The sequence below is a fragment of the Pseudomonas sp. KB_15 genome (genome assembly GCF_052114525.1).
GTDB lineage: Bacteria > Pseudomonadota > Gammaproteobacteria > Pseudomonadales > Pseudomonadaceae > Aquipseudomonas.
Window position 1 is genome coordinate 84,199 of record NZ_JBFREX010000035.1, and the last position, 13,991, is coordinate 98,189.

Annotated in this window: 13 protein-coding genes and 2 pseudogenes; 2 read left to right on the forward strand and 13 right to left on the reverse strand. The window is 58.8% G+C overall.

Annotation, left to right across the window (positions count from 1 at the left end):
• Positions 1-122: 122 nt before the first annotated feature.
• A pseudogene (locus tag AB4Z35_RS22500) lies at positions 123-235 on the reverse strand (gamma-butyrobetaine hydroxylase-like domain-containing protein); the annotation flags it as partial.
• A 352-nt stretch (positions 236-587) separates the two neighbouring features.
• Complete coding sequence (locus AB4Z35_RS22505) at positions 588-770, reverse strand: hypothetical protein (protein ID WP_442099493.1); 183 nt, start codon at positions 768-770, stop codon at positions 588-590.
• A gap of 651 nt (positions 771-1,421) precedes the next feature.
• On the opposite strand from AB4Z35_RS22505, the gene AB4Z35_RS22510 reads away from it, so the two are divergent.
• A complete protein-coding gene (locus AB4Z35_RS22510; RefSeq protein WP_442099495.1) occupies positions 1,422-2,141 on the forward strand; it encodes an AAA family ATPase in 720 nt (239 codons plus the stop codon).
• A gap of 67 nt (positions 2,142-2,208) precedes the next feature.
• On the opposite strand, the gene AB4Z35_RS22515 is transcribed toward AB4Z35_RS22510, so the two are convergent.
• From AB4Z35_RS22515 to AB4Z35_RS22565, 11 genes and pseudogenes are all read right to left on the reverse strand, one after another.
• The gene (locus AB4Z35_RS22515; RefSeq protein WP_442099497.1) at positions 2,209-2,487 is read right to left on the reverse strand and encodes a DUF971 domain-containing protein; all 279 of its coding nucleotides are present in this window, start codon (positions 2,485-2,487) and stop codon (positions 2,209-2,211) included.
• Positions 2,484-3,446, reverse strand: a complete 963-nt coding sequence (locus tag AB4Z35_RS22520) for a HEAT repeat domain-containing protein (RefSeq protein ID WP_442099499.1) — start codon at positions 3,444-3,446, stop codon at positions 2,484-2,486. The genes AB4Z35_RS22515 and AB4Z35_RS22520 overlap by 4 nt, the downstream gene beginning before the upstream one ends.
• Positions 3,443-4,291, reverse strand: coding sequence for an ABC transporter ATP-binding protein (locus tag AB4Z35_RS22525; RefSeq protein WP_442099501.1), 849 nt, complete (start codon positions 4,289-4,291; stop codon positions 3,443-3,445). The genes AB4Z35_RS22520 and AB4Z35_RS22525 overlap by 4 nt, the downstream gene beginning before the upstream one ends.
• On the reverse strand, positions 4,291-5,073 hold the full coding sequence (locus AB4Z35_RS22530; protein ID WP_442099503.1) for an ABC transporter permease: 783 nt from the start codon (positions 5,071-5,073) through the stop codon (positions 4,291-4,293). Before AB4Z35_RS22530 ends, AB4Z35_RS22525 begins: the two co-directional genes overlap by 1 nt.
• Before the next feature lie 137 nt (positions 5,074-5,210).
• Positions 5,211-6,617: an ABC transporter substrate-binding protein gene (locus tag AB4Z35_RS22535; RefSeq protein ID WP_442099505.1), complete on the reverse strand. Its 1,407-nt coding sequence runs from the start codon at positions 6,615-6,617 to the stop codon at positions 5,211-5,213.
• Between the two features lie 238 nt (positions 6,618-6,855).
• Complete coding sequence (locus AB4Z35_RS22540; protein WP_003180418.1) at positions 6,856-7,101, reverse strand: 4Fe-4S dicluster domain-containing protein; 246 nt, start codon at positions 7,099-7,101, stop codon at positions 6,856-6,858.
• A gap of 26 nt (positions 7,102-7,127) precedes the next feature.
• Positions 7,128-8,858, reverse strand: coding sequence for a fumarate reductase/succinate dehydrogenase flavoprotein subunit (locus tag AB4Z35_RS22545; RefSeq protein WP_108228409.1), 1,731 nt, complete (start codon positions 8,856-8,858; stop codon positions 7,128-7,130).
• A gap of 26 nt (positions 8,859-8,884) precedes the next feature.
• Positions 8,885-9,637, reverse strand: a complete 753-nt coding sequence (locus tag AB4Z35_RS22550) for a GntR family transcriptional regulator (protein WP_442099507.1) — start codon at positions 9,635-9,637, stop codon at positions 8,885-8,887.
• A gap of 157 nt (positions 9,638-9,794) precedes the next feature.
• Positions 9,795-10,748: pseudogene (locus AB4Z35_RS22555) on the reverse strand (Gfo/Idh/MocA family protein); the annotation flags it as partial.
• 15 nt (positions 10,749-10,763) lie between these two features.
• Positions 10,764-11,651, reverse strand: coding sequence for a Dyp-type peroxidase (locus AB4Z35_RS22560; protein ID WP_442099509.1), 888 nt, complete (start codon positions 11,649-11,651; stop codon positions 10,764-10,766).
• 57 nt (positions 11,652-11,708) lie between these two features.
• Positions 11,709-12,764, reverse strand: a complete 1,056-nt coding sequence (locus AB4Z35_RS22565; protein WP_442099511.1) for an AraC family transcriptional regulator — start codon at positions 12,762-12,764, stop codon at positions 11,709-11,711.
• Between the two features lie 238 nt (positions 12,765-13,002).
• Here AB4Z35_RS22565 and AB4Z35_RS22570 point away from each other — a divergent pair, with 238 nt between their 5' ends.
• Entirely contained in the window at positions 13,003-13,917 is a 915-nt protein-coding gene (locus AB4Z35_RS22570; protein WP_442099514.1) for a SphA family protein, read from the forward strand.
• Positions 13,918-13,991 lie beyond the last annotated feature (74 nt).

Genomic DNA, 13,991 nt, shown 5'->3' on the forward strand with positions numbered 1-13,991 from the left:
CATCTGGTGGGCAGATCACCTGTGGGAGCGAGCTTGCTCGCGATGGTCTTTCATTCAACATGTGTGTCGACTGACCGGGCCTCATCGCGAGCAAGCTCGCTCCCACATTGGATTTCAGTGACTCAAGGATTGAGTTGCACCAGATAGGACCACGGATAAATCCCCGTTCATGCCCGTCGCTAAACACCTGTTGCAGGCCATCCCCCTGCGGGTACAACTCGATCACCCGCAGACGTAAAGCCTGCGCTCCTTACTCGAACAAAACGGACGATCAAAAAAACATGGCCTACCGTTCGTCGCCTTTTTAAAAAAATCAGGCCCTGAAAAAAAATAAAAAACCATAAAAAAGTACAAACCGCACATTTACTCCTACAGAAATATTCTACTCAACATAGAAAGATCATTTCTGCCTGCCGAAAACTAAAATACAGTTTCAAAAAGGAATTCCACAGATCCACACTAGAAACCAACCACAGTAGAACAAAACCAAAAAACCAAGGGTCCCAACATCATGTAGGAGACATCTTAAAAGACCATAGGAAAACCCCTACAACATAAAACCCCCTCACTTGCATTTAACACTGAAATCAACCAACCATTGCAACATCACTTAATGCCAGATGGCAAACCACAAACGAAAGCAAAATAAAAAACAACAGCTTTGGAAAACACCATTCAATGACTAAAAATATTTTACCCAGAGTGCTTTCCCTAACATCCATATTCATCAAAGAACAATTGAAAGAACCCATCGCCTTTTTCTGGATCATGATATCACCTTGTGCGATGTTCTATTTTTTTGCAACAACCAGGCAAGACCCCAACTATTTCTCCAGCAATTACATTACGATTTCAGCATGGTTTTATGCCTACATCTCTTCAAGTGTCGCACTATTCGGATTCGCCTTTTACATAATCGGAAGAAGGGAAAGCGGATTCACCCGATCATTTATTTACTCCAGGGAATCAAAACTGATTTTTCTTTTATCGCACTTCATTGCCTACTCGCTAATATCAATATCTTATTGCACAACCTTTTACTTAACGACCAAGTTTCCATTTGGAAACTACGCCTTCGATGAACTACTGAATCTCGCACTACGCTTTTACATCTGCTTTATCATGTTCTGCACTTTTGGGGCTGCATTTTCATTGCTACCGATCAACTTTCAGAACTCGAACACTTTGCTTTCCATTTTTTCGTTCTGCATGTTGATCCTCGGAGTAATGAGTGCCAGCAGATCAAACCCCATCACCGACGCTTTGAACCTCGCAAACCCACTGACACTTGCAAGCCAAATAATGGAACAAGGCCTTGAATCCAACAAACTCATCACAGCTGCAATAGTTCTTTTATTTACTTTTGTACTGCACATAACTCTCAAACACCTAAGAATAAATCCCGTATGGAGCCGGTACTGATGAAAAAATTCACGGCACAGAACATTGACTTCTCCTATACAGACACCCCCCTCTTGACCCAGGCATCTCTTGAGGTTGCTCAAGGTGACATTGTCGGCATTCTGGGACCCAATGGATCTGGAAAAACAACTTTTTTCGATATCGTCTGTGACCTTAAAAAAGCAAAGTCCGGCTTCATAAAAAACGAATTCAGTCACTTTTTATACCTTTCTCAAATCATTTCCACTCCCCCACCACTGCGTATGCGTGACATTTTTAAAATGGTGTCTGCGCTGTCATCAAACGAACCCATGACACAAGATAAAACCCTGAAAAAACTAAGTGCGTGGAGCCCTGCAATAGTTGGCCGATACCAAGACATATGGAACAAAAAATCATCACTATGCAGCTACGGAGAGACACGTTGGTTCTTTACTCTTTCTCTTCTTTCAATTTCTGCAGACTTTGTGATTCTCGACGAACCTACTGCCGGTGTAGATCCAGAATTTCGTCACTATATTTGGCAATGTCTTCACGGCGCTGCCAGGGAGGGCACCGCCATTCTGGTTTCCTCGCACAATGTTGATGAAATAATTAACCATTGTGATTATTTTTATATGATCAGCCAGCAACGCTTCAATCGCTTTAACAACGGCAGTGAGTTCATGCAGAAGTATGGAGTAAAGACTGTGGACGATGCGTTTATCCGGGCCGTTACTGAACCTGTATTCGCAACATAAACCACTGGAAGCGCACGGGGGAGCTGCCGCAGATCGCGACAACTCCCGATGAGGAATGGAATTCGATTCAGTCGGTAAGTCCAGCCAGATACGCCCACGGATAAATCCCCCGCTCATGCCCATCGCTGAAGACCAGTTGCAGGCCATAGCCCTGCGGGTTCAGTTCGATCACCCGCACCCGGGCATCCACCAACGGCGCCATCCCCCGCATACGAAACGCCCGGCATTGCGAACACGGACACCGCCGGCGCAACTCGGCGTGGTCCAGCAGTTGTTCGCGACCATCGGGCCAGTTCAGGCGCAGTTGTTGTTTGCTGCGGGAATTGCCAATCGCCAGCGGATTCATTGCAGTTGACTCAAGGCAATGCGCACGGCCTTGCGCACTTCAGGGTCGCCGTCGTGTTGCGCGGCCTGTAATGGCGCAATGGCCCCTGCGTCGCTCAGTTCGCCAAGGGCCAACGCGGCTTCCTTGCGCAGGTTGCTGATGCGGTGGCCGAGGGTTTCGATCAGCGCATCGAGCGCCGGTCCATAACGCAAGCGGCCGAGGCTGCGGGTAGCGCGCAAGCGTACCTGCCAGTAATCGTCGCCCAAGGCATCGATCAGGGCCGGGCCGGCGTCGGGGTGGCCGACCTTGCCCAGGGTGGTGGCGGCTTCTTCGCGGACTTGCCAGGCATCGTCCCGCAAGGCCTGGCGCAGGGCCGGCAGCACCTGCGCGTCAGACGCCAGGCCCAGCGCCCCGGTGGCGGCACGCCGCACGTCGGTGTCCGGGTCAGCGCTGGCCAACCGCGCCAGTGCCGGCAAGGCATCGAGTTGCTTGAGCCAGCCGAGCACGCCCACCGCCTCGCGACGCACGCTGGCGCTTTCATCGTCCAGTGCCCGGGCAGCCGCGTCGGCGGCATCGGGGCAACGCAATTCGCGCAACGCCCGGAACGCGGCAATGCGTACGCCGCTGTCGGCGTGCCCGGTCCACGGCAGAATGACCCGGCCCGCCGCTTCGCTCTTGAGCAGGCTGAGGCTTTGCGCAGCGGCCGCCTGCACCGCCGGGGATGGATCCGTCAGGGCCTGGCACAACGCTTCGACCACGGGCGCGTCCTCCCAGGCTTCCAGTAACCGTGCGGCTTCGGCGCGAACGTCTGCACTCGGGTCTTCGGCCAGTCGATCGATCAACCACTGCAGGCCGTCCGGCTCCTCGAGATCGGCCAGCTCGATCAGTGCGATCCGGCGCACGCCGGGGTCGTCATCGGTCAGGCGCGGTTGCAGGGCAAGAATGTCGTCGTTATCGGTAACATCGAATAGAGAGGTCATAGGGCAAATCGCGGCAGTTTGTTTTCAGGGGGAAGTCCGAGCGGGTTCAGGCGCGGCAGCTGCCGACCGTCTTCGTGCCGCAGGAGTTCGAGGCAATGTCGCTTGAGGTGCGAGAATTCGGGGCGGGTCACCAGTTCGGTACTGCGCGGCCTGGGGAAGTCCAGACGCAGGTCTTCGATGATTCGGCCGGGACGCGGGCTCATGACCAGCAAGCGATCGGCGAGGAACAGCGCTTCGTCGATGTCATGGGTGACAAACACCACGGTGGTGCGGATGCGCGTCCAGATGTCCAGCAGCAGTTCCTGCATATTCAACCGGGTCAGGGCATCGAGGGCACCGAAGGGTTCGTCCATCAGCAACAGGCGCGGACGGTTGACCAGCACCCGGGCAATTTCCACCCGTTGCTGCATGCCGCCGGAGAGCTGGTCGGGCCAGCGCCCGGCAAAGCCTTCAAGGCCCACCAGCGCGAGGATTTCATCCGCCGCCTTGTGCCGTTCGACCTTGCCGACACCGCGCATTTTCAAGCCGAACGCCACGTTGTCACGCACCGTACGCCAGGGAAACAGGGTGTGCTGCTGGAACACCATGCCGCGTTGTGGCGATGGCCCTGACACCGGCGCGCCATCCACGCTCAAGGTGCCGCTGCGCGGTTGCAGGTGGCCGGCCAGGGCGCCAAGCAAGGTGGACTTGCCGCAACCGGACGGCCCGAGAATGCACACGAACTGGCCCGGTTCAATCTGGCAATCGAGGCCCTGCACCGCTTCGAAAGCCCCGTGGCCCTCRCCCAGGCTGATCGACAGCCCGCGTATATCGATTCGCCCTTCTAGGTGTTGAAAAACGCTCATCAGGCTTTTCCTCGCGGTCGATGCCAAGGCGTGAAGAGCCCGCCCAGGCGTTTGATCAACAGGCTGCTGCCCATCCCGAGCACGCCGATCAGCAACATGCCGACCACGATGTCGGCGTAGTTCTGGATGGTGTAGGACTCCCAGGTGTAATAGCCGATGCCGAATTGGCCGGAGATCATTTCCGCCGTCACCAGGCAGAACCACGAGGTGCCCATGCCGATGGCCAGGCCGGTGATGATGCTCGGCGCCGCGCCCGGAAGTACGACCTCCAGCAGGATGGCCCGGCGCCCTGCCCCGAGGCTTTTCGCCGAGGCGATCAGCCGTGGGTCGACGCCTTCGACGCCGTGCACGGTGTTGAGCAGGATCGGGAACAGTGCGCCAGTGAAGGTGATGAACACCATCGACAGTTCCGACGAGGGAAACATCAGGATCGCCAGGGGAATCCACGCCACCGCCGGGATCGGGCGCAGCACTTCCAGGGGTGGCAGCAATAGATCTTCGGCCCATCTCGAGCGGCCGATGGCCAGGCCCAGGGTCACGCCAATGATCAGCGCCGCGAGGTAACCGGCGAACACCCGGCCGAGACTGCTGCCCAGGTGCTGCGCGAGTTTGCCGGAGTCGCCGAGCCCGAGGGCGGCTTCAATGACCGCCAAGGGTGTCGGGACGTTGGCGAAGGTCACCAGGCCAAGGTTCCAATGGTGGCTGGCGGCGAGTTGCCAGAACAGCAGGCAGAGCAGCAGTGAAGCGGCTCTGGGAATCCAGCGCGCAAATGGTCGGTACACAATTATTCCTCTCAACCGAGATCCCTGTGGGAGCGGGCTTGCCCGCGATTGCGGTGGGTCAAACGACATCGATGTCGACTGGTCTGGCCTCATCGCGGGCAAGCCCGCTCCCACAGGGGATTGCGGTGTTATGACTGTTAGCGGGCGGCCACGGCCTGTGTGGTGGCATCGGCGAAGTCGAACACTTTGCCGCCCTGCGCCGTGGCGAACTGCTGGGCCTGGCCTTTGAGCAGGAACGCACTCAGCTGCCCTTTCCCATCGGTGGCAAACCACGCCTGATCCGCCAGCAACTTGATCCCGCTGTCGCTGGCCTGGGTGTACACCGCGCGGATGTTCTTGCCTTCCTGCCTGAGGCTGGCCAACGCGGCAAAGGCCGCTTGCGCCGAGGCGTATTGACGAACCTTCGGCTCGCCGCGCACCCAGATTTCCGCCACGTGACTGAAGTCAGTGATGGCTTTGCCGCTGGAGGCATCGACGGCCTTGAGCGGCGTCTGCTGGTAGTTCGCAAGCTGCGCGCTGTAGTCCAGGTTCGAGGCCTTGAAGGCGGCGCGGATGTACTGGTCGTCGATGAAGTGGTTGAGATCGAGACCGCGATCGGCCTTCTTCAACAAMTTGAGGGTGTCGATGGCGGTGCCCACGGCCTGACGGTATTCCGGCTTCCAGCTCAGGTCGCGGGTCTGCACGCCGAGGGGACCATGGAACAGGTAATTGACCTCGGCATCGACCCCGGTGACCCTGGCGATCAGCTCGCTGTATTTCTCCGGTTCAGCCGCCAGCAGTTGGTTGGCTTCGATACTCGCCCGCAGGTAAGCGACGACGATTTCCGGATACTGCTTCGCATAGGCCTGATCGACCAGCGCACCGTGAAAGGTCGGCGCATTGGCCTGGGAACCGTCATAAATCTTGCGCGCGAAACCACGGCTCGGGAACAGTTCGGCGAAGGGCACGAAGTCGGCGTGAGCATCGATCTTGCCAGCCTGCAACGCGGAGCCGGCGACTTCCGGTGGCTGGGCAATGATGTTCACGTCCTTGAGCGGGTCCCAGCCCTGGGCCGCGACGGCGCGCAGCAACAGGCCATGGGCGGTGGAAGCGAACGGCACGGAAATGGTCTTGCCTTTCAGCTCTGCCAGCGACTGCACGCCCGATGCGCTTGGCACCACGATGCCGTTGCCGCTGCCCTTGATGCTGCCCGACAGCACGCTGATAAACAGACTGTGCTTGCCCGCCGTTTCGAACGCGACACCGTTGAAGGCACCGGGGAAATCGGCCATGGCGCCGAAGTCGAGTTTGCCCGCCACCATCTCGTTGGTCAGGGGCGCGCCGCTGGTGAAGTTTTTCCACTGCACGTCGTATTGGGCGTCTTTGTAAGGGCCGTCGTGGGGCAGGTATTTGTCCAGCAGCCCGAGTTCGCGAATCAACAACCCGCCGGCGGCGCAGTTGATGGTGGTGTCCTGGGTGCCGATGGCAATGCGGATGGTTTCGGCCGAGGCCGACAGGGTGAATGAAGCCAGTACCAGACCGGCCAAAGCTGCACGCAACATCATGAGTGTTTCCCCTCGAATCATTTATTGGATGTTCGTCTCCGCCACGATCAGGGCGCGGTGGGAAACGAGGGGTGTTTTGAATCAGGCGTCCGGTTGTTGCCGGATGGCGTTTTGGGTTGTTAGGGCTGGCCTCTTCGCGAGCAAGCCCGCTCCCACAGGTTTTTTCGGTGTACTCGGAACTTGCAACTGGCTTCGATCCATTGTGGGAGCGGGCTTGCCCGCGATGGCGTCCTGTCAGTCAGCGCAATAAATAAGGGATCTCCACTTTCACGGCCCCGGTCGGGCAGTCCTTTTCACAGGGCATGCAGTACCAGCATTCGTCGAACGCCATGTAGGCCTTTTGCGTGGCCGGGTTGATCGCCAGCAGGTCCATCGGGCAAACGTCGACGCACACGGTGCAGCCTTTGTGGGCGATGCATTTGTCTTCATCGACCGTGACAGGTGCGTTGGAGCGGAAGAAGATTTCCTGGGGTTGGTAAGCCATGTTCGGTCTCTCTTTTGTGGTCGGCATCAAGCCGCATCGGCACCGACCCGCAGCCGGTCGTAGGCCTGCATCTCGTCGGCATCCAGCGGGATGATGTAAGGCTCGACGGCTTTCCTGAAACTGCTCATCAACCCGTTTTCGTCTTTCTTCAAGTGGCAATGGCAGAACCAGTCGCGGTCGTTGCGTTGTGGGTGATCGACGCGATAGTGGTAAAGCCCCCAACGGCTTTCGGCGCGGAACAATGAAGCGCGGGCGGCCATTTCGGCGCAGTCGCGGATCATGCTGACTTCCATGGCGCGCATCAGTTCGTGGGCGTTGTGGGCCTTGATCTGGTCGAGGTCGCGCTGGATATCGCTGAAGCGTTGCAGGCCGATCTGCATCTTCTTCGTCACTTTCGGCGGTTGCAGGTAGTCGTTGACGAAGCGCCGCAGCTTGTATTCGACCTGGGCCGGTGGCAGACCGTGTAAACGGTCAAGCGGTGCGTAGACCCGTTGTTTTTCGGTTTCGATCTGCCGGGCATCCAGTGCCGAAAACTCGCGCCCGGCGACAAAATCCGCCGCGTTGTTGCCGGCGAACCAGCCATAGGTGAACGCGCCGAGCATGTAGTTGTGCGGCACCGCGGCCATGTCACCGGCCGAGTACAAGCCCTTGACCGAGGTTTCGGCCTTCTCGTTGACCCACACACCCGAGGCCGAATGCCCGCTGCAAAAGCCGATTTCCGAGATGTGCATCTCGACCATCTGCGTGCGGTAGTCGGTGCCGCGATTGGCATGGAACTGGCCGCGACTCGGCCGCTCGTTGCTGTGCAGGATCTCTTCGATATTCTGGATGGTTTCCTCGGCCAGGTGATCGAGCTTGAGGAACACCGGACCATTGCCGCTTTCCAGCTCCTGGTGGAATTCCCACATCATCTGCCCGCTCCAGTAGTCGCACTCGATGAAGCGTTCGCCCTTGTTGTTGGCGGTGTAGCCGCCCAAGGGACCGGTGACGTAGGCGCAGGCCGGGCCGTTGTAATCCTTGATCAGCGGGTTGATCTGGAAGCATTCCAGGTTCGCCAGTTCAGCCCCGGCGTGATAGGCCATCGAGTAGCCGTCGCCGGCATTGGTCGGGTTTTCGTAGGTGCCCATCAGGTAACCGGATGACGGCAACCCCAGGCGTCCGGCAGCACCGCAGGCGAGGATCACCGCCTTGGCCTTGATCACATGGAAGTCCGCCGTGCGGCAGTCGAAGCCCATCACGCCATTGACCGCGCCCTCTTCATCCGTCAGCAAACGCGTGCACACCAGGCGATTGGTGATGCTCACCCGCGCGCGCTTCAACTGCCGGTAGAGGACCTTCTTGATGTCATGCCCTTCCGGCATCGGCAACACGTAAGCGCCCATGTGGTGGACCTTCTTTACCGCGTAGTCGCCGGTTTCGTCCTTCTCGAACTTCACGCCCCAGCGGTCCAGTTGCTCGATGGTTTCGAAGCTGTGGGTGGCATAGGCGTACACCGCGGCCTGGTTGACGATGCCGTCGTTGGCGATGGTGATTTCCTTGGTGTATTGCTCCGGTGTCGAGTGACCGGGAATGATCGCGTTGTTCAGGCCGTCCATGCCCATGCTGATCGCGCCGCTGCGCTTGACGTTGGCCTTGTCGATCAGCAACACCCGCAGGTCGCGGTTGCGTTCCTTGGCCTTGATCGCCGCCATGGGGCCGGCGGTGCCGCCGCCGATCACGACGATGTCGTACTCCTGTTCGAGGGTGCTTCTAGTCATGGAGCTGCCAGTCATTGAGCTATGGGTCATGCCTGATCCCCTTTGTGCCGGTCGATCCGCAGGCGGTACTGGAAGGCATCGCCACGGTAGTAAAGGTGTTCGAAGTCCAGCGGGCGACCGTCGACATCATGGGTCAGGCGCTCGATCCGCATGATCGGCGAGCCGGGCTCGACGTTCAGCGCCCGGGTCAGGTCGCTGTCGGCCAGTACCGCATCGATGGCCAGATCGGCGTGTCCCAGGGCCAGGCCGCAGTCGTTTTCCAGGATCAGGAAGATGTCGCGGGTGACCAGGTCGGCTTTTTCCAGGCGCTCACCAATGGCCTTGGGCAGATAAGTGATTTCCAGGGAAACCGGCTCGCGGTTGATCAGGCGCACCCGTTTGATCTGCGCCACGGTCTCGCCTTCGGCGACCTGCAAGCGCTCGGACACCCGCTTGTCGGCGGCAATGAATTTGAAGCTGCGCAGACGGTTGATCACCTCGTAGCCGCGACCGGTCATGGACTCGGCCAGGCCTTGCAGGGTGCCGACGTTCTGGAAGGTTTTCGGCTTGGCGACGAAGGTGCCTTTGCCGTGGATCCTGAAAATCAGCCCTTCCTTTTGCAGGTCACCCAAGGCCTGGCGCACGGTGATGCGGCTGACCTTGAACAACACGCCGAGTTCGCTCTCGGAGGGCATCTGGCTGTCTTGCGGATATTCGCCGTCGAGGATGCGGGCACGCAGCACGTCTCGCAGCTGTGTGTGCAACGGGACGCTGCTCAGGGATAGAACGTTATCGGTCATGGCAGATCACTTGTTATAACGAGTTATGACGTGATCTTAGATAGGTTATGACAAGCTTGAGAAATATCGAATGAGCATAAGGTTAGATGCGCGACGCAAGAACAAATGTGGGAGCGGGCTTGCTCGCGAATGCGGTATACCTGAGCAGTAAAGTTGGGATCTGGTCCATCACCCAATCGGTCTTCAGCGCCTGCTCGGCCACGGCGGGGTGCTGAGCCTCACCACGAATATGCGCATTCATGCCCAATACGTGGTGCCACTGAATGTGCGCGTGATGCTCGATGTTCAGGCTGAGGTGCTCGTCGGCGTGCAACTCGACAGGGTGTTCATCGAACACTGAAAAGGTGATCCGGCCTTGACTGCCAATCACTTCGACACGGTCTTCGCGGCGGTCTGCAACGAAGTTCCAGCAACCCATCCCCAGTGCCCCGCTGGCAAACCGCCAAGTGGCGCTGACGGCATCTTCGGCCGCGTACAAACCGGCCTGTCGTGCGGTGAACCCGGCGACTTCGACGATATCGCCGAGCAGATACTGAAACAGGTCCAGGCCATGGCTGGCCAGATCCGCGAAGTAGCCCCCGCCGGCAATCGCCGGGTCGGTGCGCCAATTATCGGTTCCGTTCCGGTCCGCTGCCGATGGAGCTTTGGTGAGCGTCCAGGTCAAGTGCCGGACCTCGCCGATCCGCCCCTCCTCCAGCCATTGCCGCACTTGCCGGAAGCGTGGCAGCGAACGTCGGTAATAGGACACGAACAAGTGCAGCCCGGCATCGGCAAACACCTGCTGCATTTCACGGCTTTGCCCGGCGTTCAGCGCCATCGGCTTTTCGACACAGCAATGCTTGCCGGCGGCGGCCACCTGCAAGGCGTAAGCGTGATGACTGTCGGGCGGCGTGGCGATGTACACCGCGTCGACCTCGGGATCGTTGATCAACGCTTGCGCATCGGTGTAGACCCGCCCGATGCCGTGGCGCGCGGCATAGTCGGTGAGGGCGTCCAGGCGCCGCCCCATCACCGCCACCAACGCCGATCCAGGCGCCTTGTAGAAGGCCGGCCCGCTTTTGCGTTCAGCGACACTGCCACAACCGATCATGCCCCAGCGCACCACGTTCATAGCTCTCCCTGATGCTTAGCCGATGCGCAACGCGCGCAGGTCCAGTCGACCGTCCTTGAGTGGCGGACACCAGTAGTAGCCACCGGTGATCGGACGGCTGATGCGGTACAAACCGTCGGTGATGCCGTCTTCCAGGCCACTCATGCGGCGCAGTTGAGCTTCGAAGGCGTCGAGGGAAAAGCCAAAGGCCAGGAACATCAGGCCGGCGCGGTCGCCTTCGATCCACGGCATCGAACGGCGCACCACGAAGGCTTCAGGCGCAAAGCTTTCCTGGGCAGTACGTTTGACGTGGGCGGAAACCGGCGCATCGTCGATCTCTTCGTTGTCGCTCAAGCGGCGGCCCATGATGTTGTCCTTCTCATGGGACGGCATCGCGTGGAAGCCTTTGAGGTCATGCTGCCACTGCTGGATCGCGGCGAAGCTGCCACCCACCGTACCGTCGGCGCCCTCACCCACCAGGGCGGCGGTCACGGCGGCTGCGTCGTGGGGGTTTTCGGTGCCATCTTCGAAGCCGGTCAGGTCATGCCCGGTCTTATGACGGAAGACTTCATTCATCTGCACCAGGCGCAACGCCGGGGCCAGTGCCGCTTCGATGGCGTTGCTGCGGTTGAGCAACTCACCACGGTCTTCACCGTGCAGCCAGCACCAGAGCGCGTGTTGGGTCGACGGATTGTCGACACCGACGCCCGTCAACGCCGGAAAAGTTCGCAGGCCATCGATCTGCCCATCCAGCGCCTTGACCAGGGATTCGCCGAAGCCGACGACAGCCGATTTCCCGTCCACCAGTTGCATCAAGTTGTCGAGCGCAACCGGCAATGCTTCGACGGATTCGAGCGCGAAGAACATATGGCGAGCTTGAGGCGGAACGGGGGTGGCGAGGATGCCCAGCTGGTAATAACTCATATGAACTCCTTGAAAAAGAGCATGGAGTTTAACCGGAGTACGAGGGTTTGTGTGCCGTCAGAGGCCAGGAACCTGTGGCGAGGGGGGGCTTTCGTTGCGGAACGCACTCGGGCTCATGCCTGTCCAGCGCTTGAATGCCCGGCGAAAGCTGCGCACGTCGCTGTAGCCGACTACTTCGGTGATGCGTTCGATGGACATGTCCGGGTTGGCCAGCAGATTCATGGTGCGGGCCTGGCGCACTTGTTCCAGCAGCGCTTCGAACGTCAGCGCGTGTTCGGTGAGGCGACGGCGCAAAGTGCGGCTGCTCATGTTCAGGTCGCTGGCGATTTTCTCGATGTGACTGCCCTCGGTCAGGTCCCGGGCAATCGCCCGTTCCACCGCCTGGATCAAATCCATTTTCTGGTGCACCTGCGCGGCTTCCAGCTCGAGCAGTTTCACTGCCTGACGCAGGGCCAGGGAATGGTGATTGGGCAAGTGTACGTCCAGCCAATGCGCATCGATCACCATGCGGTTTTGCAGGCCTCCAAAACGCACGCCTGGTCCCAGCAGACGCGAGTATTCGCCGAGATAGTCCGGCGCGGCATGCATGAACTCCACGGCCACCGGTTTGAAATCCCTCCCGACCAGCGCCCGGCCGTACACCAGCAGGCTGGCGAAAAACTCCTCGACCGCGAACAACTGCACGTCGGTGAACGGCAAGCGGCATTCAACGTCGACAAACACCCAATCACCCGCCTCCTCCACACTCGACACGACAATGCCGCCGGAGGTGTGTTGATGGCGAATCCCCAGTTCAAAGGCATCGCGCAGGGTCTTGCACAGCGACAACACATGCCCCAGCAACCCCAGCGTACCGAGCACATTCTGCGCGCCGACCCACAGGCCCAGCCCCTGATTGGGCAAGACTTTGAGTGCGCGCTGAATCATGGCCACGGCCTGGCGATAAGAAATACGCTGCGCCGGGTCCTGAAGGTCTTCAACGCTAAAACCCAGCCCTCGGCACAGGCTTTCGGGGTTGATGCCTTTTTTCTCGGCGACTTCGGCCAGGGTTTGCAGGAGAAACGGTGACACCAGCGCCAATTCAAAGGTGGGATCGATCACTTTCATTTGCATGGGGCCATACATTCCGGGTCGAGCTGCATTCTTATTTTTGTTACCGGTTATGTCGAAAGAAGTTAGCACAGGGTTCAAACACTGTCCGCAGAAGTCCCCCTAAATGGCCGCCAATACCCTGCCTTGCAGGGCGCAGGCAGCTTATTTCTATATCGCGGCCTGCGTATGGACGCCGGAAAGCCCGCTAACAATAATAATGAGTGCACCCATGATCCCGACCCGCACGACATTTCCCCTGATGGTCATCTGCCTCGCCAGCGTCTGTGCCCTGCAACCGGCATTGGCCACCGAGGCTGGCGTGGACAATATCGGCCCTGGCACCGACGGCTTTTTCATGTTGCCGCTGKAGCCCGACAGCCTTCCGGACAACATGGTTGCGTTCAACCTCTACTACAACCACTACAAATCCACGAAGCTGAACATCAGTTCGCTCGGCGGCAAGGTGCCGAACGTCGATATCGAATCCACGGCGGTTATTCCGCGCCTGGATTACCTCAGCCCTGTGCGCGTGTTTGGTGGACGGCTGGCGGGCTACATCGCGCAGCCCTGGCTCAAGCAGGAAGTCGCGGTGTTCGGCTTGCAGGACACCCGCGAAGGCATGGGCGACACCACTATTGCGCCGATCATTCTCTGGGACATGGGTAAAAACCTGACCCTCGGCGCCGCCATTGAAGTCACCGTGCCGACCGGCGAATACAGCGTTGATCGCCTGGCCAATACCAGCAACAACTTCTACACCTACAAACCGCTGTTCTCCTTCACCTGGCTGCCAACGGACAGAACCGAGGTTTCGATGAAGACCACGTACAGTTTCAACGGGAAAAACAAAGACACTGATTACAAGTCGGGGCAGATTTTTCACTTCGACTATTCGGCCAGTTTCAAAATCACTGACGACCTGATGCTCGGATTGAACGGTTACTACCTGAAGCAAACCACCGACGACAAACAATTCGGCCACACCGTGCAGTTCAATGGCCAGGACGTGAACGACGGGGTGCGCGGGCAGGTGTTTGCGATTGGTCCGGCGCTGCACTGGACCTTTCTCAAATACGCCAGCGCGGAGATTCGTTGGGCCAAGGAATTCGACGTGGAAAACCGGCCTGAAGGGGAAATGCTTTGGGCCAAGGTCAGTATTCCGTATGCGTTTTGACTGAGCTGACGCCTTCGTCGGAACGCCGCCCGGAGCAAGCCCGCTCCCACATTTGGAATGCACTCCCCTGTGGG